At 60.7% G+C, this 18,341-nt stretch carries 20 protein-coding genes and 6 pseudogenes; 22 read left to right on the top strand and 4 right to left on the bottom strand.

Going from position 1 to position 18,341, the window contains the following annotated elements:
- Window positions 1-151: 151 nt before the first annotated feature.
- From JCM19049_RS00215 to mutM, 4 genes and pseudogenes are all read left to right on the top strand, one after another.
- Complete coding sequence (locus tag JCM19049_RS00215; protein WP_054820408.1) at window positions 152-715, top strand: DUF177 domain-containing protein; 564 nt, start codon at window positions 152-154, stop codon at window positions 713-715.
- Window positions 716-717: 2 nt separating this feature from the next.
- Window positions 718-921: a 50S ribosomal protein L32 gene (gene rpmF, locus JCM19049_RS00210; RefSeq protein WP_013348816.1), complete on the top strand. Its 204-nt coding sequence runs from the start codon at window positions 718-720 to the stop codon at window positions 919-921.
- Window positions 922-923: 2 nt separating this feature from the next.
- Window positions 924-1,620, top strand: a pseudogene (gene rnc, locus JCM19049_RS00205) (ribonuclease III).
- A gap of 16 nt (window positions 1,621-1,636) precedes the next feature.
- Window positions 1,637-2,559, top strand: a pseudogene (gene mutM / locus JCM19049_RS00200) (bifunctional DNA-formamidopyrimidine glycosylase/DNA-(apurinic or apyrimidinic site) lyase).
- 13 nt (window positions 2,560-2,572) lie between these two features.
- On the opposite strand, the gene JCM19049_RS21870 reads toward mutM, so the two are convergent.
- Both JCM19049_RS21870 and JCM19049_RS21865 read right to left on the bottom strand, forming a co-directional pair.
- On the bottom strand, window positions 2,573-2,884 hold the full coding sequence (locus JCM19049_RS21870; RefSeq protein ID WP_374700189.1) for a serine hydrolase: 312 nt from the start codon (window positions 2,882-2,884) through the stop codon (window positions 2,573-2,575).
- Window positions 2,885-2,949: 65 nt separating this feature from the next.
- A pseudogene (locus JCM19049_RS21865) lies at window positions 2,950-3,264 on the bottom strand (serine hydrolase domain-containing protein); the annotation flags it as partial.
- Window positions 3,265-3,546: 282 nt separating this feature from the next.
- Between JCM19049_RS21865 and JCM19049_RS21860 the strand changes: the two are divergent.
- Genes JCM19049_RS21860 through JCM19049_RS21850 form a run of 3 tightly spaced genes read left to right on the top strand, consistent with a single transcriptional unit; the run spans window position 3,547 to window position 7,111 of the window.
- Complete coding sequence (locus tag JCM19049_RS21860; RefSeq protein ID WP_306420592.1) at window positions 3,547-4,893, top strand: chromosome segregation SMC family protein; 1,347 nt, start codon at window positions 3,547-3,549, stop codon at window positions 4,891-4,893.
- A 56-nt stretch (window positions 4,894-4,949) separates the two neighbouring features.
- Entirely contained in the window at window positions 4,950-6,953 is a 2,004-nt protein-coding gene (locus JCM19049_RS21855; RefSeq protein WP_306420591.1) for a hypothetical protein, read from the top strand.
- Window positions 6,950-7,111, top strand: a complete 162-nt coding sequence (locus JCM19049_RS21850) for a hypothetical protein (protein WP_306420590.1) — start codon at window positions 6,950-6,952, stop codon at window positions 7,109-7,111. The genes JCM19049_RS21855 and JCM19049_RS21850 overlap by 4 nt, the downstream gene beginning before the upstream one ends.
- On the opposite strand, the gene JCM19049_RS00185 is transcribed toward JCM19049_RS21850, so the two are convergent.
- A complete protein-coding gene (locus tag JCM19049_RS00185) occupies window positions 7,108-8,367 on the bottom strand; it encodes an MFS transporter (RefSeq protein WP_054820407.1) in 1,260 nt (419 codons plus the stop codon). The two genes, JCM19049_RS21850 and JCM19049_RS00185, sit on opposite strands and share 4 nt — an antisense overlap.
- Before the next feature lie 118 nt (window positions 8,368-8,485).
- On the opposite strand from JCM19049_RS00185, the gene ftsY reads away from it, so the two are divergent.
- The 15 genes and pseudogenes from ftsY (at window position 8,486) to JCM19049_RS21835 (ending at window position 17,549) form a co-directional block, all read left to right on the top strand.
- Window positions 8,486-9,673: a signal recognition particle-docking protein FtsY gene (gene ftsY / locus JCM19049_RS00180; RefSeq protein ID WP_054820406.1), complete on the top strand. Its 1,188-nt coding sequence runs from the start codon at window positions 8,486-8,488 to the stop codon at window positions 9,671-9,673.
- A gap of 355 nt (window positions 9,674-10,028) precedes the next feature.
- Entirely contained in the window at window positions 10,029-10,532 is a 504-nt protein-coding gene (locus tag JCM19049_RS22910) for an acyltransferase family protein (RefSeq protein WP_374700186.1), read from the top strand.
- Window positions 10,445-10,996: an acyltransferase gene (locus JCM19049_RS00175; protein ID WP_054820405.1), complete on the top strand. Its 552-nt coding sequence runs from the start codon at window positions 10,445-10,447 to the stop codon at window positions 10,994-10,996. The genes JCM19049_RS22910 and JCM19049_RS00175 overlap by 88 nt, the downstream gene beginning before the upstream one ends.
- Before the next feature lie 2 nt (window positions 10,997-10,998).
- Entirely contained in the window at window positions 10,999-11,301 is a 303-nt protein-coding gene (locus tag JCM19049_RS00170; RefSeq protein ID WP_054820404.1) for a hypothetical protein, read from the top strand.
- 58 nt (window positions 11,302-11,359) lie between these two features.
- Window positions 11,360-12,151, top strand: a complete 792-nt coding sequence (locus JCM19049_RS00165; protein WP_279402079.1) for an SGNH hydrolase domain-containing protein — start codon at window positions 11,360-11,362, stop codon at window positions 12,149-12,151.
- 569 nt (window positions 12,152-12,720) lie between these two features.
- Window positions 12,721-13,490 (top strand): annotated as a pseudogene (locus JCM19049_RS17440) (AAA family ATPase); the annotation flags it as partial.
- On the top strand, window positions 13,467-13,964 hold the full coding sequence (locus tag JCM19049_RS17435; protein WP_374700190.1) for a hypothetical protein: 498 nt from the start codon (window positions 13,467-13,469) through the stop codon (window positions 13,962-13,964). The pseudogene JCM19049_RS17440 and the gene JCM19049_RS17435, both read left to right, overlap by 24 nt.
- An 11-nt stretch (window positions 13,965-13,975) precedes the next feature.
- Complete coding sequence (locus JCM19049_RS00155; protein WP_054820402.1) at window positions 13,976-14,407, top strand: hypothetical protein; 432 nt, start codon at window positions 13,976-13,978, stop codon at window positions 14,405-14,407.
- On the top strand, window positions 14,408-14,635 hold the full coding sequence (locus tag JCM19049_RS00150) for a DUF2997 domain-containing protein (RefSeq protein WP_054820401.1): 228 nt from the start codon (window positions 14,408-14,410) through the stop codon (window positions 14,633-14,635).
- Between the two features lie 112 nt (window positions 14,636-14,747).
- A complete protein-coding gene (locus tag JCM19049_RS00145; RefSeq protein ID WP_054820400.1) occupies window positions 14,748-15,152 on the top strand; it encodes a hypothetical protein in 405 nt (134 codons plus the stop codon).
- 49 nt (window positions 15,153-15,201) lie between these two features.
- Window positions 15,202-15,435: a hypothetical protein gene (locus JCM19049_RS00140; RefSeq protein WP_054820399.1), complete on the top strand. Its 234-nt coding sequence runs from the start codon at window positions 15,202-15,204 to the stop codon at window positions 15,433-15,435.
- On the top strand, window positions 15,435-15,644 hold the full coding sequence (locus tag JCM19049_RS22905) for a 4Fe-4S cluster-binding domain-containing protein (protein WP_374700185.1): 210 nt from the start codon (window positions 15,435-15,437) through the stop codon (window positions 15,642-15,644). The genes JCM19049_RS00140 and JCM19049_RS22905 overlap by 1 nt, the downstream gene beginning before the upstream one ends.
- The gene (locus tag JCM19049_RS00135; protein WP_374700188.1) at window positions 15,557-16,045 is read left to right on the top strand and encodes a 4Fe-4S cluster-binding domain-containing protein; all 489 of its coding nucleotides are present in this window, start codon (window positions 15,557-15,559) and stop codon (window positions 16,043-16,045) included. Before JCM19049_RS22905 ends, JCM19049_RS00135 begins: the two co-directional genes overlap by 88 nt.
- A gap of 276 nt (window positions 16,046-16,321) precedes the next feature.
- Complete coding sequence (locus tag JCM19049_RS21845; protein WP_306420589.1) at window positions 16,322-16,636, top strand: hypothetical protein; 315 nt, start codon at window positions 16,322-16,324, stop codon at window positions 16,634-16,636.
- Window positions 16,591-17,549 (top strand): annotated as a pseudogene (locus tag JCM19049_RS21835) (ammonium transporter). Before JCM19049_RS21845 ends, JCM19049_RS21835 begins: the two are co-directional and overlap by 46 nt.
- A 78-nt stretch (window positions 17,550-17,627) precedes the next feature.
- On the opposite strand, the pseudogene JCM19049_RS00125 reads toward JCM19049_RS21835, so the two are convergent.
- Window positions 17,628-18,329 (bottom strand): annotated as a pseudogene (locus tag JCM19049_RS00125) (DNA-3-methyladenine glycosylase).
- Between the last annotated feature and the right edge of the window lie 12 nt (window positions 18,330-18,341).

Raw genomic sequence — 18,341 nt, 5'->3', positions numbered from 1 at the left:
CCTAGTAGTCGAAGTTGACGTGCATCACTGAACTTGTCTAGCGCTAAAGATCGCGCTAGGGTTAAATGTCGGTCTATGTTCAATAGGAGTTATCATCAGCGAAAAGCGTTCTGATCGGTCGCCGCACGGTGAGCCCGATCGCAGCTCGCCTCTGGTTATTTCAACCAAGGAGCTTGGACGGGCGCCCGGAGCAATGACAACGATCGTTGAGCATGTACCCGCGCCCGCTGAAGTGGGCGTCGCACTCATTGGTGTTCGTGAAGGATCTGAGGTTTCCTTGGACCTGCGGCTCGAATCCGTACATGAGGGTGTTCTGGTTTCTGGTGTAGCCACCGTGGAAATCGCCGGTGAATGCGGCCGGTGCCTGACACCCATCGAGTATGATTATGATGCTGATATCCAGGAGCTCTTCTACTATGAAGAGAATGCCGAAATCGAGCAAGACGATGAAGTAGACCAGTACTGGGTTGTCGATGATCTCATCGACCTTGACCCGGTATTGCGGAACGCAGTGGTGACCGCCCTGCCGTTCCAGCCGGTATGCCGGGAAGATTGTTTAGGGCTTTGCAGCGAATGTGGCAAGAACCTTAACGAGGATCCTGAGCATCACCATGAGGTCCTTGATCCTCGTTGGGCAGCGCTTGCGCAGCTGGCCGACATAGTTGCAGAAGATGCGACACAAAGTAAAACGTCAGACGAGAGAGAAGAGAAGTAGTCGTGGCTGTTCCAAAGCGGAAGATGTCCCGTGCGAATACTCGTGCCCGCCGTTCTCAGTGGAAGGCTACCGCACCGAACCTGGTGAAGACCGTTGAAAACGGTCGCGTCACCTACAGCCTGCCGCACCAGGCCAAGGTCGTGACCGACTCGGCCGGTACCGAGCTGTTCCTTGAGTACAAGGGTCGCAAGGTCGCAGACGTCTAAATATGTCTTCTGAAGAAGAACTTCTGAAGCGTCTCGGGGTCACTATTGACCCCGAGACGCTTCGTCTTGCTTTAACCCATCGTTCCTACGCCTATGAAAACGGCGGGATCCCCACCAATGAGCGTCTAGAGTTCCTGGGCGACTCCATTTTGGGCTTCAGCATCGCCGAATACCTCTACGAATCCCAGCCGCATTTGCCGGAAGGGGACCTCGCGAAGCGCCGCGCAGCTGTCGTCAGCACTCGGGCGTTGGCTACGGTTGGCCGGCAACTCGCGCTGGGCCAGCACATTTACCTGGGTCGTGGTGAGAAGCAGTCCAACGGGGCGAACAAGGCCTCAATCCTGGCAGATACCATGGAAGCCATTTTCGGCGCCGTGTACATCAACCATGGGATGGAAAGAGCCAAGGAGCTCATCCTGCGCTTGGTGGCTCCGATGCTTGAGGATGGCGAACTGCTCGGAGCTGCCACTGACTGGAAGACGGTCATCCAGGAAGAAGCTGCTGGCGGTAAACTCGGACGTGCTCTATGAGGTCACGGGAACCGGCCCGGACCACGCCCGCAGCTACACCGCCACTTTGTGGATTGGCGAGCGCGAGTTGGGCCAGGGGCAAGGGCCTTCCAAGAAGGAAGCGGAACAGGAAGCCGCCAGGGCTAGTTGGAAGCTAATGCACCCCAATCAGGCCTTGCCGCAGCTCTAAGGATCGCCACTTCGCTATGCCTGAACAGCCGGAAGTCGAAGTAGTTCGCCGCGGACTTGAAACCTGGGTCCGCGGTCGCAATTTCGAGAGGGTGGAAGTCCTAGATCCACGCTCCGTGCGACGGCACCTGGACGGTGCCGAAGACTTCGTAGCAAGTCTTCAGGGATGCCGTGTTGATGCAGTAGTTCGACGGGGCAAGTTCCTCTGGATGAACCTGACTGGGCTGGCGACGCCGCTGCGCTCGTGGCGCATCTGGGAATGAGCGGACAGCTGCTGATAGAGGAACCTGAAGCGCCGGATGAAAGACATTTGAAGGTGCGTCTATCGCTGAGTCCCCGCGGCGAAGAACCAGGGGAGCTGCGCTTCATTGACCAGCGGATCTTTGGCGGTATGTTCCTCTCGCCTCTTGTCAGCACTTCCGATGGGGGAGTCGGCGGCCAGGGGAGCGACCTCGACCTCATCCCAGCAGCGGCCTCTCATATTGCCCGAGACGTACTGGATCCGTTCCGGACCACCGAGTCCCTTTACGCTGCCCTACGCCGGCGGACCACTCAAGTCAAGCGAGCCATCCTCGATCAAACAGTGATCGCGGGTGTGGGGAACATCTATGCGGATGAGGCACTTTGGCAAGCTGGTTTCTCAGGGCTCCGGAATACGGCGACAATTCGACGGGCAGAAGTTGAACGGCTGGATGCCGCTCTGCGGGACGTAATGCTTCGTGCACTGGACGCCGGGGGCACGAGCTTCGATTCGCTGTACGTCAATGTGAATGGAGCCAGCGGATACTTTGACCGCTCGCTCAACGCCTACGGCCGGGAGGGCAGAGAATGTGCTCGCTGTGCGAGCAATAGTCGTACTTCATTGATTCGTCGCGACGCCTTTATGGGTCGTTCCTCATTCACCTGCCCTGTCTGCCAGCCCCGCCCCCGCCGTCGTTAGACATCCTGCCGATTCAGCGCGAGAATTCCTGCAATACTCCGTTGTTGTAATCGCTCCACCTCTCGGCAGCCCAGGGGCCGAAAGCCTTATCAGTCAGCGTGACACAGGCCAGCCGGTGCTCAGGGTCAACCCAGAGAAAAGTTCCGGATTGGCCGAAGTGGCCAAAGGTCGTCGCCGGATGATCCTTGCCGGTCCAATGCGGATTCTTGGTTCCGCGGATCTCAAAGCCAAGTCCCCAATCATTGGGTTCTTGCGTCCATAGCCGGGCAAGATGCCGATCCTGTCCGGGAAATGAACTGAGGTGGCGTTCTTCAACGTTTCTGATGCCAGCAGGGTGGGGGTGAGCAATTCCGCCGCGAATCGGGACAGATCTGCGGCGGTAGAGATCCCATCCTTGGCGCTGCTGCCATCCAACGTGGTGTCGTTCATTCCCAATGGGAGGAACAGCGCTTCTGAAATGTATTCCGTAAAGGCGATGCCGCTGGAACGCTGCAGGTGCTCAGCCAGTACCTCGAACCCGGTATTCGAGTAGCCACGGCGGCTGCCCGGCTTGAAGCGGATGGTTTCACTGTCGAAGTCATAGCCGGACGTGTGGGCCAGCAGGTGATGCACCGTGGAGCCTTCGGGGCCCGCAGGGTTGTCCAGACTGATGGCTTCTTCTTCCAGGGCAAGCAGGAAGGCATAGGCGCTCAGCAACTTGGTCACCGAGGCCAGCGGTACTTACGGTTTGGGTCACCGACAGAATCAAGCACCTGCCCGGAACCATCGATCACGGTGCTGACAGCATTGTCGGCAGGCCATTGCTCAATCTGCGACAGAACGCTCACTTGGATTCCAATCTCTTCGCTTACTTTCATGCAGTCCTACGCGCCGCTTCCCCTGGTTGCGGGGTGGGCTTCGATAGAATTGCCTCACCAAGCCTCTCGTGGTTCTTGACGAGCCAGCACCAGCCTATAACCCCAACACAGAACTCAGGAATCCTCCACCGTGCATCTAAAGACACTTACCGTACGCGGGTTCAAGTCTTTTGCCTCGGCGACGACCTTTGAGTTTGAACCGGGTGTCACTGCGGTGGTTGGCCCCAATGGGTCCGGCAAGTCCAACGTGGTGGACGCGCTAGCGTGGGTGATGGGGGAACAGGGAGCCAAAACGCTGCGTGGTGGCAAGATGGAGGATGTCATTTTTGCCGGCACCTCCGGACGTCCACCTTTGGGTCGTGCCCACGTTTCCCTGACCATAGACAACACCGATGGCCAGTTGCCCATCGACTATGCCGAAGTCACGATCTCACGCACGTTGTTCCGGTCCGGGGGTTCAGAATACGCGATCAATGGAAACTCTTGCCGCCTATTGGATATTCAGGAACTCTTGTCCGATTCCGGGCTCGGTCGCGAAATGCACGTCATTGTAGGCCAGGGGCAGCTCGACAGAATCCTGCACGCCACTGCCGAAGACCGGCGCGGTTTCATTGAAGAAGCCGCCGGCGTGCTCAAGCACCGCCGGCGTAAGGAAAAGACCTTGCGCAAGCTCCAGGCCATGCAGGGAAACCTGGACCGCCTGGAAGACCTGAGTGCGGAAGTACGCCGACAATTGGCGCCGTTGGGACGCCAGGCCAAAATCGCCCGTCGTGCCCAAAGCGTTCAACTGGAGGTGCGCGATGCCAAGGCACGCCTGCTTGCTGATGACCTGGTGACGCTGAACAACAAGTTGGCCCAGGACATCAACGACGAAGCTAAAATCCAGGCTGCGCAGCGGGAGACCAGTTCCCAGTTGGAGCACGCACGCAAGTATGTGGGGAATCTCGAGGCGAAGCTATCGCAGGCCACCCCGCGTCTTGCCAGAATTCAGGAAACCTGGGTTAGCCTCACAACCCTGCAGGAGCGCTACCGGTCCATGGCCGCGTTAGCGCGAGAACGCTCCTCACTGCTGGCATCAAACCAAACGCACTTCGACAGCAACCGGGACCCCGACCGTTTGGACGCCCAGGCCGAGCGGCTGGGTGAAGAACTCGCCGAACTGGAAGAAGCAGTTGAGGACCGTCATGAGATCCTCGCTGAAGCCGTCGAGGCAAAGGAAACCGCCGAAGAAGCCGCACGCGCTGAACAACAGCGAATGGCCTCCCTGCTGCGCGCCGCGGCAGACCGCCGCGAAGGCATGGCACGTTTAGCTTCCCAGGTAGCCTCCGCACGAAGCCGGGTGGATGTCACCATCGCAGAAATCGTCCGGCTCAAGGACAGTGATCAGTCGTTTGACGCAAACCTTGCCGCCGACCGCCAATCTTTTGGATCCTTGTCCCAGGAACTCGTGGAACGCAGGAGGCCGAAGAGGAACTGAACAGTGCGTATGAGGACGCCGCGGGGCAGCTCCATGCCCTACAGCATGCGCAACGCGTGGCCTCGGAGCGGGAGCGTGAACTATCCGTTCGGGCTTCGGGGCTCACCTCGCGCCTCGAAGCGCTGAAGCTGAACGCCCAGGACGATTCATCCGCAGAGCTCCTCGAAGCACACGGCGAGCTCTTGCTGGGACGGCTAGGGGAACTGATCTCCGCAGCCGATGGCTATGAAAAGGCCATCTCAGCCATCCTTCGGGATAGCTCCGAAGCACTCGTTGCCTCTGACGTCACCGGTGCTTTGGACTTGATCGAGGAACTCTCCGATCAACAAGAGGCCAACGTCTCGTTGATCCATGTATCGGTAAACGGTGCATCAGTAGTGCCCAGCATCGACGGGCTCATCACTGCCCGCGAGGTCGTGACCAGCCGTCCGGAAATCGCCTCGCTACTGGACCGGCTGCTCGCCAACCACTACGTGGTCGAGGACTTGCACACCGCCCGTGAAATGGCACTCCAACATGCGGATGCTTGCTTCACCACTTTTGACGGACTCAACGTATCCGCGGCACGTAGCTCCGTGGGCAACAGCGCAGGTGCTTCCCTAATTGCCCAGCAGGCACTTATCGAATCCACCCAAACGGAACTGAGCCAAACAAGTTCAGAACTGCAGCGTCTGGAACGTGAACTCGCCGAGCGGGAACCGGCCCTTCACGCCTCTGAAAGCGCTCACGATGAAGCGCTCGCTGCCCTGCGGGATTCCGACGCGGGCATTACCGAGCTCACCAGTTATCTGGCCGAGTTAGGGGAGAAGCTGCGCAATGCCGAGGCACAGCGTCAGGCCGTACGCACAAGAATTGTCGCGGCGGAGGAAAAGCTGAGCATCGAGCAGGAATCGCTCGAAGAGATCACCGAGCGCATGGAGATGGCGTCCGAAGATCACGAAGACGAATCCGTTGATGATGCGTCGCGGGCTGCCTTGGCGGATGCGGCCGCTGCCGCACGCCAACAGGAACTGGAAGCCCGCCTGGCGTTGCGCAGCAGCGAAGAGCGCGTCACGGCCCTGCGGTCCCGCATTGAAGGACTCAAACGCACGGCAGCAGCCGAACGGACCCATCGCGAAGTAGCTGCACGGCGGGCCCAAGAACGCCGCGCCCAGGCAGTAAATGCCGCTCAGGTGGAAGCCGCAGCGACCCGAATTCTGCAGTTCGTTGACGTCTCTGTCCAGATGGCCGACAGTGAGCGCCGTGAGCTGCAGGAACACAAGAACAAGATCGAGGAGCTGCTCACCGACCAGCGCGCCGAGGTTGAGAAACTTTCAGCGGAATTTACGCGCTTGTCGGATGCCGCGCACCGTGATGAAATGGCGCGCGCCGAACTGCGGATGCGCATTGAGAACGTTGAAAACCGCGCGCTAGAGGAACTGGGATACACCCCGGAACACTTGATCGAGAACTACGGTCCTGATCAGCTGATTCCCGAAGCGTTCGATCCGGAAGACAAATGGGCCGAACTGCGTCAGAGCGTTGACGAGGAAGGCAATCCTGTGGGAACCAAACCCTTTGACCGCGTGGATCAGGAAAAGCGGCTGAAGAAGGCCGAACGCGATCTGGGCGCACTGGGCAAGGTCAACCCCCTGGCCCTGGAGGAGTTCGCTGCGTTGGAGGAGCGGCACAAGTTCCTCTCCGGACAACTTGAGGACTTGAAGAAATCCCGAGCAGACCTAGAACAAATCATTCAAGACGTTGACGACCATGTTGAACGAGTGTTCACAGAGGCATACAACGACACTGCAGCCCAATTCAAGAGAATTTTTGACCGACTGTTCCCGGGCGGCGAGGGACAGCTTGTCTTGACCGACCCCGACAATATGCTAACCACTGGTATTGAAGTCGAAGCCCGCCCTGCCGGCAAGAAAATCAAGCGACTCTCACTCCTTTCCGGTGGCGAGCGCTCCCTCACCGCAGTGGCGTTGCTTGTCGCCATCTTCAAGGCCCGGCCGTCCCCGTTCTACGTAATGGACGAAGTTGAAGCAGCGCTGGATGACGTCAACCTGGGACGTTGATCACCATCTTCGAAGAGCTGCGCGAGTCCTCGCAGCTCATCGTGATCACCCATCAGAAGAAGACCATGGAAGTGGCGGACGCACTCTATGGCGTGACCATGCGTGGAGACGGCGTCACCACGGTGATCAGTCAGAAGATGGATCATCAACGTATCTAGTGTTCGTGCTCTTCATTCCCGGACGGCTGCCGCACGGCGGGGACGGTAGCCGGAGTGAACAACCATGCCACGACACCCACTAGACATACCGCGCCTGAAGCGCTCAACGCCACCTGGTAGTTAATGTGGTCTGCCATAAGCCCGGCGATAAGCGGTCCGATGATCGCACCCAAGTCGGTGGCCATTTGGAATCCTGCCAACGCCTTGCCACCGTTACGCCCAGCCCCAATGACATCCGCTACGGCTGCCTGCTGGGCTGGACCCAGGATGCCGCCACCGAAGCCGGCGAGGATGGAAAAGATGATGAATGCCGGCAAGGAAGTAAAGTAACCCATCAGCACGATGGAGGAGAGCAGAATGGCCATACCAAGAAGAACAGGCTTCTTGCGTCCAATCGCGTCCGTCAGCTTTCCGGAGAACGTCAGGGCGACACCATTGCCCACGGCGAAAATGGCCAGGGAGATACCCGCCACGCGTTGGCCGGTTCCCTCACCGAAGACCGCCAGGGCAAAGAGGGGGATCATTGAGGTGCGGATGCCGAAGGCCAACCAACCGTAGCTGAAACCGGAGGCCATCGCCGCGCGGAAGGTGGGGGAGCGCAGTGCTTCACGGGTGGTCAGCACCGGTACGGGCGCGCTCGGCTCGGCCACTTCGTTGTCTTCAAGTTTTTCCTGCACCGGTTTGCGTGCCAGGGCAACATACACCACGGCTGCGGCGATCAACAGCGCCACACCATAGATGAGGAAGGGCAGGCGCATTCCAAAGGGGGCCAGCAGGCTGCCGAAGACTGGTCCCATGACATTGCCCAGCAGGAACGCGCCGGCGTACATCCCTGAAATCCGGCCGCGTGATCCGTCCGGCGCCAAACGGGCGATGAGCGCCATGGCCGAGATCGTGAACATGGTGGAACCAAAACCGCCAAGCCCACGGGCAACCAATAGCTGTGTGTAGTCCTGGACCGCGGCACAGAGCAATGTGGACACGGCTACCAGCGACACTCCGGTCACATAGATTTTCGGTTCGCCCAGCTTGGCGGTCAGCACTCCGGCCACGGGCGCGAAAATCAGCCGCGCAAACGCAAAGATGCTGACAATGATGCTGGCGGCTGCTGCGCCCACATCAAAGCTCACCGCGTACTGCGGAAGGATGGGGGCAATCAAGCCGAAACCGAGGGCAATGATGAACGCGGCAATCAGTAGAATGGTGATCTCGCGGGGAACCCGCAGGCGTTCGGTGCGTGGAGCAATCTTGGGCATATGTGCTTTGCCCGCTGAATCCGTACCGGGCAGCGCGGGCTAACCAGCTTCCTTGTCAGGGGAGTGTTAACGGATTGAACTGCCAGCCAACATCATAGTCTGTGAGATGATTCTAAACGTGACTGATCAGCTTTTGACCATAATCATCGTGATCGCAGTCATAGCGATCGTCGGCATTGGAACCATCGCGTTGGTTTCCAAGGGCCGCAAACCCAAGACCCCCTACACCAGCGAACGCGACGCTAATGATCCGCCGGCCGGTACCGGGACCCTCACCGAGGAACGGCCGGACACCGACACGCTGGCCCCCGAGGCTCCAGCTACTGGCGCAACGGCACCGACGGTTGAAGAAGATCCGGCGCTCCAGCTGGAGGTTCCGGCCCCGGTGCAGGGCCGTCTGGCCCGTCTGCGTGCCCGACTGACAAAGTCGAACAACGTTTTCTCCAAGGGTCTGTTGGCCCTTCTCAGCCAGGACAACATCGATGATGACGTCTGGGACGAGATCGAAGAAAACCTGCTCATGGCAGACCTGGGAACCGAACCGACCCTCGAACTCGTTGACGCATTGCGTGAACGGGTCAAGATCGAAGGCAGCAAGGACCCGGCTCGAGTCAAGGCAATGTTGCGCGAGGAACTGCTGAAGCTGGTGGACCCCACCATGGACCGCAACTACCTTCCGGAGCCGCATCCGGACCGCCCGAGCATCCTGATGGTGGTGGGTGTCAACGGCGTTGGCAAGACGACCACCATCGGGAAGATGGCCCGTGTCCTGGTCGCCGAGGACAAGGACGTACTGCTGGGAGCGGCAGATACCTTCCGCGCCGCCGCGGCAGAGCAGCTGGCGACCTGGGGTGACCGGGTTGGCGTTCCCACCGTCCGCTCCGAAATCGATGGCGCTGATCCGGCCTCGGTGGCGTACGAAGCCGTTGCCGCGGGCATAGACCAGCAGGTGGACATCGTCATGATCGACACCGCAGGACGACTGCAGAACAAGGTCGGTCTGATGGACGAACTGGGCAAGATCAAACGCGTGGTGGAAAAGAAGGCCACCGTGGATGAGGTCCTGCTCGTGCTGGACGCAACCACCGGCCAGAACGGACTGTCACAGGCCAAGGTGTTCTCGGAGGTCGTCAACGTCTCCGGCATCGTGTTGACCAAGCTGGACGGTACCGCCAAGGGTGGCATCGTCGTGGCCATCCAGCGGCAGTTGGGAGTACCGGTCAAGCTGGTGGGGCTCGGCGAAGGTCCGGATGACCTTGCCCCGTTTGATCCCGAAGAGTTCGTGGACGCCCTGCTCGAAGGGTAGCCACGTAATTTCAGCACCTCGGCAGTTGCCGGGGTGCTGAATCATTTAAATGACCGTGAGCAACACGAAACACGCTGAGAGGGACTCCAACTCGGCGGAAACGGGACAGAAGCTAGGCGCCAGCGGCTCAACGCTACTTCGGCGTGTCGCATCCGGATGCATGGAGGGAGCCTGAGAATCCGGGGAAGTAGTGCTGCCTGTGCGACGTTGTGTGACAGTTACCCAAGCCTTTTCCCAGAGAAGTCCGGTAAAAACTATGCGCAGGATCGTTGGAATTCCGGCTATCCAAAGGCATTGACCGGCTTTTCTGCGGGTCAATGCGCGTCTGTGTCACCAACACGAAGGACCACTGTCTGTGAGCCAGCAGCTGAGCACTAGTCTGCCTGCACCACCGATCAAACCCCGATCCAATTTTCGGGGAGACATTCAGGGGTTGCGTGCCCTGGCGGTCGGCGTCGTGGTGCTCTACCACTTTTGGCCGCACCGGCTCACCGGGGGTTTCGTGGGCGTGGACGTTTTCTTTGTGATCTCCGGTTTTCTGATCACCGCGCATTTGATCAGCAAGCCGCCCCGCACGGCGAAAGACGTTGGCAAATTCTGGATGCGGCGGGTTCGCCGGCTGCTGCCTGCCTCGTTCTTGGTGATCCTCTCAAGCATTCTCGCGGTCTGGGCTGTGGCACCTGCCACCGTCTGGCGGGACTGGGGCCTGCAGGGGTTGGCCTCCACCTTCTATTTCCAGACTGGTACCTCGCCGGAACGAGCGTGGACTATATGGCCGAAGGTGAGGCCGAGAGCCCGTTCCAGCATTTCTGGTCCCTGTCCGTCGAGGAACAGTTCTACTTCATCTGGCCGATCATGATTGGTCTGCTGGTGTTCGGGGCGCTGCATGCAGGCATCAAACCCCGCGCTGCAGTTCTCGGCGGTGTCGGCACCCTGTTGGTGTGTTCACTGGGCTACTCGGTATACCTGACCGAGCAGAATGCCGGTGTCGCCTATTTCTCCACCTTCACTCGAATGTGGGAGTTTGCGGTGGGAGCGCTGGTGGCAGCACTTGGCCCCCGCTTCTATGCCGAAAGCCGGACCGGGTTTTCTGCTGTGATGGCCTGGGTAGGGCTGCTTGCCGTCGCCGGAGCCGTCCTGACCTTCGACGGCAAAACACCGTTCCCCGGAGTGGCTGCTGCCATTCCCGTGGTCGGTACCGCGCTGGTCATCGCCGCGCATTCAAAGCACCGCTTCTCACCGGACCGGCTGCTCGGTCTACCCATCATGCGCTTCACCGGGGATAACTCGTATGCCATCTACTGTGGCATTGGCCAATCCTAATCTTGGCTCCCTTTGTCCTGGATGACTTCTTCGCAGCCGAAAAGATCATGGCACTGGTGATCACCGTGCTCTTGGCCGTGCTGACACAAAGACTGGTGGAGACCAGATTCCGCCGGCTCATGGAACGAGTACCGCAGTTGTCCGCACCCCGATTCCTGGTCACCGGGTCGCTCGTGCTGGCCTTGATTGTGGGTGGTTTCCAGCTCACAAGCCACCAAATGATGCAGGGCGCCAAGGACGTGGACGCCGGAATTGAGCGGGTGAAATCCGAGGTCAGCATTGACTGCTTCGGGCTTCGGCCATGAAGGATCCCGACTGTGCAGACCCCTCTGAAGGCTATGAGGTTCTGGCCCCCAGCCGTTAGTGGCAGAGGAAGACCGGCCGCCGGTATACGAGGATGATTGTTTTGCGAGCAGTAGTTCAGAATTTTCGGATCGCACGGTGTGCCACTATGGGGAAGAAGACGGGCAGATCAAGGTTGCGCTCGTCGGAAATTCTCATGCGGGCCACTGGATACCCGCGCTGGACCCGATTGCCGAACACAATGATTGGTCCATTGATACCTACTTGGCCAGTGCGTGTGCGGTGTTGGGTGAAGAGCAGGAGTTTGATTCCAAGGAACAGGCAGCTGGCTGTGACGAATACGGGGACTGGGCAATCGAGGAAATCACCAACGGCGACTATGACTTGATCATTTCCTCCAATCGGATGTCCGCGCCCATCATGGGCCACTCCCTGGAGGAGAGCGAAAACCCGGCAACAGAAGCCTATGGACAGGTCCTCCAACAGTGGGAATCGTCCGGAAGCCGCGTCGTGGTCCTGCGTGACACCCCGTGGCCGGGAGAGACGTTGGACAACGTTCCGGACTGCGTCTCGAACAACGAGGACGCGGTGCAAGAGTGCAGCGCGCCGGCGGATACCTGGGTTCCCATGGACCCGCAGGCAGATGCCGTGCAACAACTGGCGAATCCTCGGATTTCCGTTGTCAACATGAATGACTACTTCTGTTCCAAGGACACCTGCCATTCAGTGATTGGAGGGGTCATGGCGTACTTTGACCATTCCCACTTGAGCGAGACTTTCGCCCAAACTCTCACTGACCCCTTGGAAAACCGCCTAAGGGAGACTGTCGTCGATAACAGGATGTGGAGGTAACAAGAACCTCTCCGTAGGTGGGGGACTGCCAGCCAGGTGACGTGCCCCACCCTCAAGAATCATGCAACACCCAGTGGGAAGTGGAGACTCTCAGGAGAATGGATAGAATCGGTCTCCTGTATGTTTGGATGCCCTAGAGGAGTCCGAGCTGAGAAGGATCCGAGGAAAGTCGCCGGGAGACGTTACGTGGGAATTACCGAATTCGAAAACTCGCTGATCGAGCTAATCCGGGCTAGGAATCCGTTGCTGTACGTCGAGACCTTCGAAGAGGCGCGGGTTGTCGCGCGGTGGAGAACATCGCAACCAACCCGAAGCTTAAACGCGATCGCCAGGTAATCAGCTACACACTGAGTTCCGGGCTGCACCGGTGGGGTGAGCAGGGCAAACCCACCGACCCGGTCGCGGCCATCAATGAGGCTGCGAAATACCAAGAGCCCACGGTCTTCGTGTTCTACGACCTGCACCACTTCATCTCGGCTTCCGGAGCCGGTTCCCAGGTGGATCCGAATGTGGTGCGTGCGGTGCTGGATGCGGCACGGTCCTTCCGCAGTGGCGCCGTGGCCCACACCATGATTCTCGTGTCCCCGGGCATGACCCTGCCGGTGGATCTGCAAAAGGAAGTCACGGTCCTGGAACTTCCGTTGCCGAACCGTGAGGAAATCGCCGCTATCCTCGATGACATTATCCAAGCCAACTCCGCACAGATCAGCGTCGAGCTCACCGCCGAGGACCGTGACCGACTGCTGCAGGCGGCGCAGGGGCTCACACTGGGCGAGGCGGAGAACGCCTTTGCCCGAGCCATCGCCAATGATGCGCGGCTGGAACCCGGCGATATCGCACTGGTGCTGGAGGAAAAGCGCCAGACCATCAGGAAGTCCGGCCTGCTCGAATTCGTGACCGTCAGCGAGGACATCGATGACATCGGCGGTCTTCAGAACTTGAAAACCTGGCTGCGCAAGCGCAACGGGTCCTGGCTTCCCAGCGCCGCTGGCTGGGGCATTCCTGCCCCCAAGGGCGTATTGATCACCGGGGTGCCTGGCTGTGGCAAGTCCTTGACGGCCAAATGCATGGCCTCGCTGTGGGGTCTGCCCCTGCTGCGCATGGACATCGGCAAGGTCTTCTCGGGTCTCGTTGGCTCCAGCGAGCAGAACATGCGCGACACCCTGAGGCTGGCCGAGGCGGTTGCCCCATCGATCCTGTGGATCGATGAGATTGAAAAGGGCTTTGGCAGCAACAGTGGGGAGACTCCGGAACCAGCCAACGAGTTTTCGGCACGTTCCTGACCTGGCTGCAGGAGAAGCAGGCTCCGGTCTTCGTGGTGGCCACCGCCAACAAGATCAACGCCCTGCCACCCGAGCTGCTGCGCAAGGGGCGGTTCGACGAGATTTTCTTCGTTGACCTGCCCACCTATGCCGAGCGTGAGGAAATCTGGCGGATTCAGCTCGAACACCGGCTCGCTAGCGCGCCCGAGGCCGCAGGAGAAGTCTCAGCCGAAGACCCGTCACTCATGGAGCGCCTGGCCCAGGCCAGCAACGGTTTCTCGGGCGCCGAAATCGCCGAAGGCGTCGTCAGCGCGTGCTTCGATGCGTACCATGAACGCCAACCACTGCGCGAGGCGGACTTGCTGCGGGCAATCAGCAACACGGTCCCGCTGGCCACCATGCAAGCCGAACAGATCCGGGCGGTGCGTGACTGGGCCAGCCAGCGCGCGGTGGCAGCCACCGCAGCCGAGGACGAGGAAGAATTTCCGGCCAGCACCTCCGGGAGCGCGGACGTGACCAGTTGGCGTGGCGGACGCCGAATCGATTTCTAGGGGGAGCACCGATGAGTTTGGAAGTTTTCCTGATCCCCGCCGGGATCATGGCGGTCAGGGCCGCGCAGGAACTACATAATGCGAAAAACAGGCAGTACGAGCAGGCTTTTGAGTCCACCCGGATTCAGGACCAGCAGCTGCTCATTGAGGGGCTGGACGCACTAGGGATCACCGAGCACCAGGTGCAAGGTGAGCTCGTCACCGCGCAGACTCAGGCCGGGGAAGCGGTCTTCGTCCGCGAGTCAGACCGTTACCTCGCACAGATTAGAAACGAGCAGGAAGCCACCGGCGCACTAGTGCAACAGCTGCACTCGGCGGTTGGTCAGATCCTGCAACGCAGGAACGTGGAGAAAGTCCAGGCCCAGGCACGCACCATGGGAATGCGCCTCATGGAGCAGCGCGCGGTGGACGGAAGCGTCCAGCTGGTGTTCGAGGAGGCATAGATGTCAAAGAAATTCATCGTGACCATTGGCGCGGACGGCATGATTTCCGCCGAAACCAGCGACATTACCGGGGCCGCTTGCCTGGATGAGCTGGCCACCATCGAAGCGTTGGTCCCCGACGCACGGGTGCTCGACTCCCGATTGACGGGAGACTACTACCGCGCCGTCGTGCAGGAACAGCACCTGCCGGTGCAGAATACCGTCAAGGATCAGCGGGGACAGACATGAACGTTTCGTTCCGGCAGTTGATGTGGGCGCTGCTGAGCAGTGTAGGAGTGCTCTGGCCGGCCCTGACAGTGGGGCTGGTTCCTGCGTCGTCTTCTTCTACCGCGGTGTGCGGATGCGCAACTGGCGGTGGCTCATCATTGGCGCCGTAGCGCTGGCCATGACCATTTTCACCTTTGCGATGATGCCGGACAGCGGCAGTAAGACCATCACCGGATCCTCCGTGTTCTATAACCTGGTGGTCGTCCTGATGCTCGTCAACTGGTTCGGATCCACGATTGTCGCCCTGGCACTGAACCCGCGCTGGTTGCGTTTTCTGATTGAGACTTCTCCGATGGTGCCGGCGGAGGTACGCTCCCGCTACGGGCAGCCGCAGCGCCAGCGGACCCAGGAACCGCTGCTGGGACAGCAACAGGACCAGCAATGGTGGACCACAACCAACACCTCGTCCCCCGGGAAGGCAGCGGCACAGGCACAATGTCTGGCTTCTCCCAGGCCGGGGCTTGACAACTTCCTCTGACATCACTGCCGAACGTCAACTCCCCGTTCGGGAGGAGTACACGGGCAACGTGGAGGTCAACCAGGCACGGCCCGCGCAACTGCGGGCGCTGAGCCTACGGCCGTGCGACATTGATTCCATTCTTTCGGCACGCAAACGCATCGGCTCATTCAACAGTTTTGAGGAACTGCTGGAATCCAGCGGGGTGGCGCCGCACGTGCTGCTCCCGTTGCGCTCCAGGCTGGAATTCTCCGGCAACCCCACGCGCAGTAACCGGCGCGGCTCTCGGACCCTGGACCTGTAATGCCCGGTGCACTGAGGGTGGCCCGGGTCCTGCATGCCACCCGTGCCGAAGGCCCGCACCTGCGCAGCGCCATCTGGGTGCAGGGGTGTTCCATTCGCTGTAAGGGCTGCATCAACCGCACCTGTTCACCGAACGCGGAGGAACACTGCGGGAAGTCGGTGACATTATTGCCGAGGCCCAACAGCATGAGGTTGAGGGCATCACTCTGATTGGAGGGGAACCCTTTGACCAGGCGGCCGCCGGAGCGGACCTGGCTGAGGCAGCCCAGGCAGCGGGGCTGGGAGTGCTCACCTTCACCGGTTACACCATGGAGTCCCTTCAGAACCGGGATCCCGACGCGGCGCGACTGATCGCCGCCACGGATCTGCTGGTGGACGGTCCCTACAGGGAGGATGAACCGGAGACGGAACGCGCGCTGATCGGTTCAGCCAATCAGCGTTTCATCCACCTCAGCGCCCGCTACGAAGACTACGACCCGGTCTGGGCGCCAAACCGGGTGGATGTGAGAATCCATCCGGACGGGACAGTGGAGCTCGGTGGTTTCCTGGACAGTGAAAATCTGCGTGAGTTCTCTACCCAAAGTGGCCTATTGCGCCGGCGGCGTTCCTAAAACCGGCATTGTGAGGTTCGAACAACTCTAACGGCTACCAACGTGCGGCGGTCGGGGAACACTTATGTGTTCCGACCGCCATCGTTCTTTCTGGGAGAAACATCCCCGTAACCGCCGTGACCCGCAGCCGTTACAGGCCGACCATTTTTGTCATCAAACCGAAACGCAGACCAGCGCACCGCCGAAACAACTTTCCAGCAAGATTAAGTTCGTGGGGATGCCCAAGGACGTGTACCGCCCCTTGCAGTCAAGCAAAGAGACACTTTTGCGAAGGTGATGGTGAAGGCGATGGAGATTTCGACAGCCGAGTTGTGGACGCTGATGGCCGCAAGCCTGGTGGTATTGATGACCCCGGCACTGGGTCTGTTTTACGGTGGGATGACCCGGGCCACCGGGGTCGTGAACATGATGTTGATGAGCTTCACGGCCGCGGCCATGACAGCGGTGGTCTGGGTACTGTGGGGCTACTCGCTGGCGTCCGGCGAGCCGATGTTAGGTGGCCTCCTCGGCGTGCCGCTGAACGATTTTGCCTGCTGGGCACCGACATGGCAGATCTGTTGCCCGTCGGCTTTGCCGGCGCATTTGCGATGATCGCCGTGGCCATCATTTCCGGGGCGATTGCCGACCGCAGCCGATTCAGGGCCTGGCTGCTGTTTGTCCCGGTCTGGGTCTCCCTGGTCTACGCGCCGGTCGCCTTCTGGGTGTGGGGCGGGGGATTGCTGGATGCCGACGGATGGCTGGGCCAGCGCTTTGGTGAGGCCATTGATTTCGCCGGCGGGGCGGTGATCCACACGAACGCCGGTGTGGCGGCCTGGTGTTGGCCCTGAAGCTTGGGCCGCGGCACAATTTTCATGACCGCCCGCAGCCGCACAACACGCCGCTGGTGATGCTAGGAGCGGCTCTGCTCTGGTTCGGATGGTTCGGCTTCAACGCAGGCGCTGCGACCACCGTGGAGCAGGCCGGACTGATCTGGGTCAATACCCTCATTGCTCCCGGTGCCGCGGTGCTCGGGTGGATCCTGGTGGAGAAACTGCGCGGCCAGCGTCCCACCTCGGTGGGAGTGGCCTCCGGCCTTGTGGCCGGACTGGTCGCCATCACCCCGGCCTGCGCCAACGTGGCGCCGTGGGCGGCGCTGCTGCTGGGTCTGGTGGCCGGGATGGCCGCGGCCTGGGCGGTGAACTTGAAGTGGAAGCTGGGCTATGACGACTCGTTGGACGTCGTCGGGGTGCACCTGGTGGCCGGCCTGGTCGGCACCCTGGCCCTGGGATTCGTCGCGCTGCCGGGGCTGGAGGAGCCGGCTGGCCTGATCTACGGTGGCGGGCCGGCGCTGCTGGTCTCCCAGCTAGTGACCTGTCTGGTGGTGGTGGTTTTCTCGGCCACCGTCACCTGGGTGATTGCCCTGGTGGTGGACAAGCTCATCGGCTGGAGAGTCGATGGCTCCACGGAGGTCGCTGGCATTGATGCGGCCGAGCACCAGGAGTCCGGTTACCAGCTGGTGCGCTGACCGGGCCGTGCGGAATCAACCGGGCGTGCCTGGGTGGGGAACTGGCAGTAGTCGTCGGTTTCCCACCCGGGGCGGCGTTCAGGAAGAGCGGTCCCAGCTAAAGGCATCGCGTACCGCATCGTGGCGCCAGGCAGCGGCGTTGCGTCCGGGGCGGAAGGCGGATACGGTCGGATCCCCGGGAATCCAGAACCGCCACGGGAAATCGGTGCCGCCGGCGGTCCCGGCGACCCCTACCCGGGGGCCGTGGGCAATGTTTTCTACCGCTGGGAGGGCAGTTCCAGATGGAACGGGGCAGCGAACAGGTCCAGCCCGTCATGTTCGGCCGGGTGATGCCCAGTGCCGTACCCAGGTTTCCCGGTCCGCGGGCCAGCTGGGCGTGGTTGATGGGCGCGGGCGAACGGCCATTGGCCGCCTGGTGGCGTTTGGCGGTGCGGCGTTTAACGGCCAGATCTTCACCCTCCACGATTTCCCCGGCCCGCAGCAGCACCGCCGAGGCGGTGCCGGTGGGGGAGCAGACCAGGTTGATGGCGTAGTGCACCCCGTAGCTCAGGTACACGTAGGCGTGGCCGGGAGGGCCGAACATGGAGGCGTTGCGTTCGGTCTTGCGGTCCTTGGAATGCGAGCCGGGATCATAGGGCGGCGGGGTGCCCACCCGTGGTAGGCCTCGGTCTCGGTGATGCGTAGGGTAACGGAACCCTCGGGGCTTTGGACGCTCAGGCGGGCACCGAGCAGCTGGGGTGCGACCTCAAGTCCGTGGGCGGTGAACAGTTCGCGATCCATAAGCCAGTATGG

Source organism: Arthrobacter sp. JCM 19049 (assembly GCF_001310435.1).
Note: the sequence above shows the minus strand (reverse complement) of the source record. Positions and strands in the feature narration are given on the sequence as shown.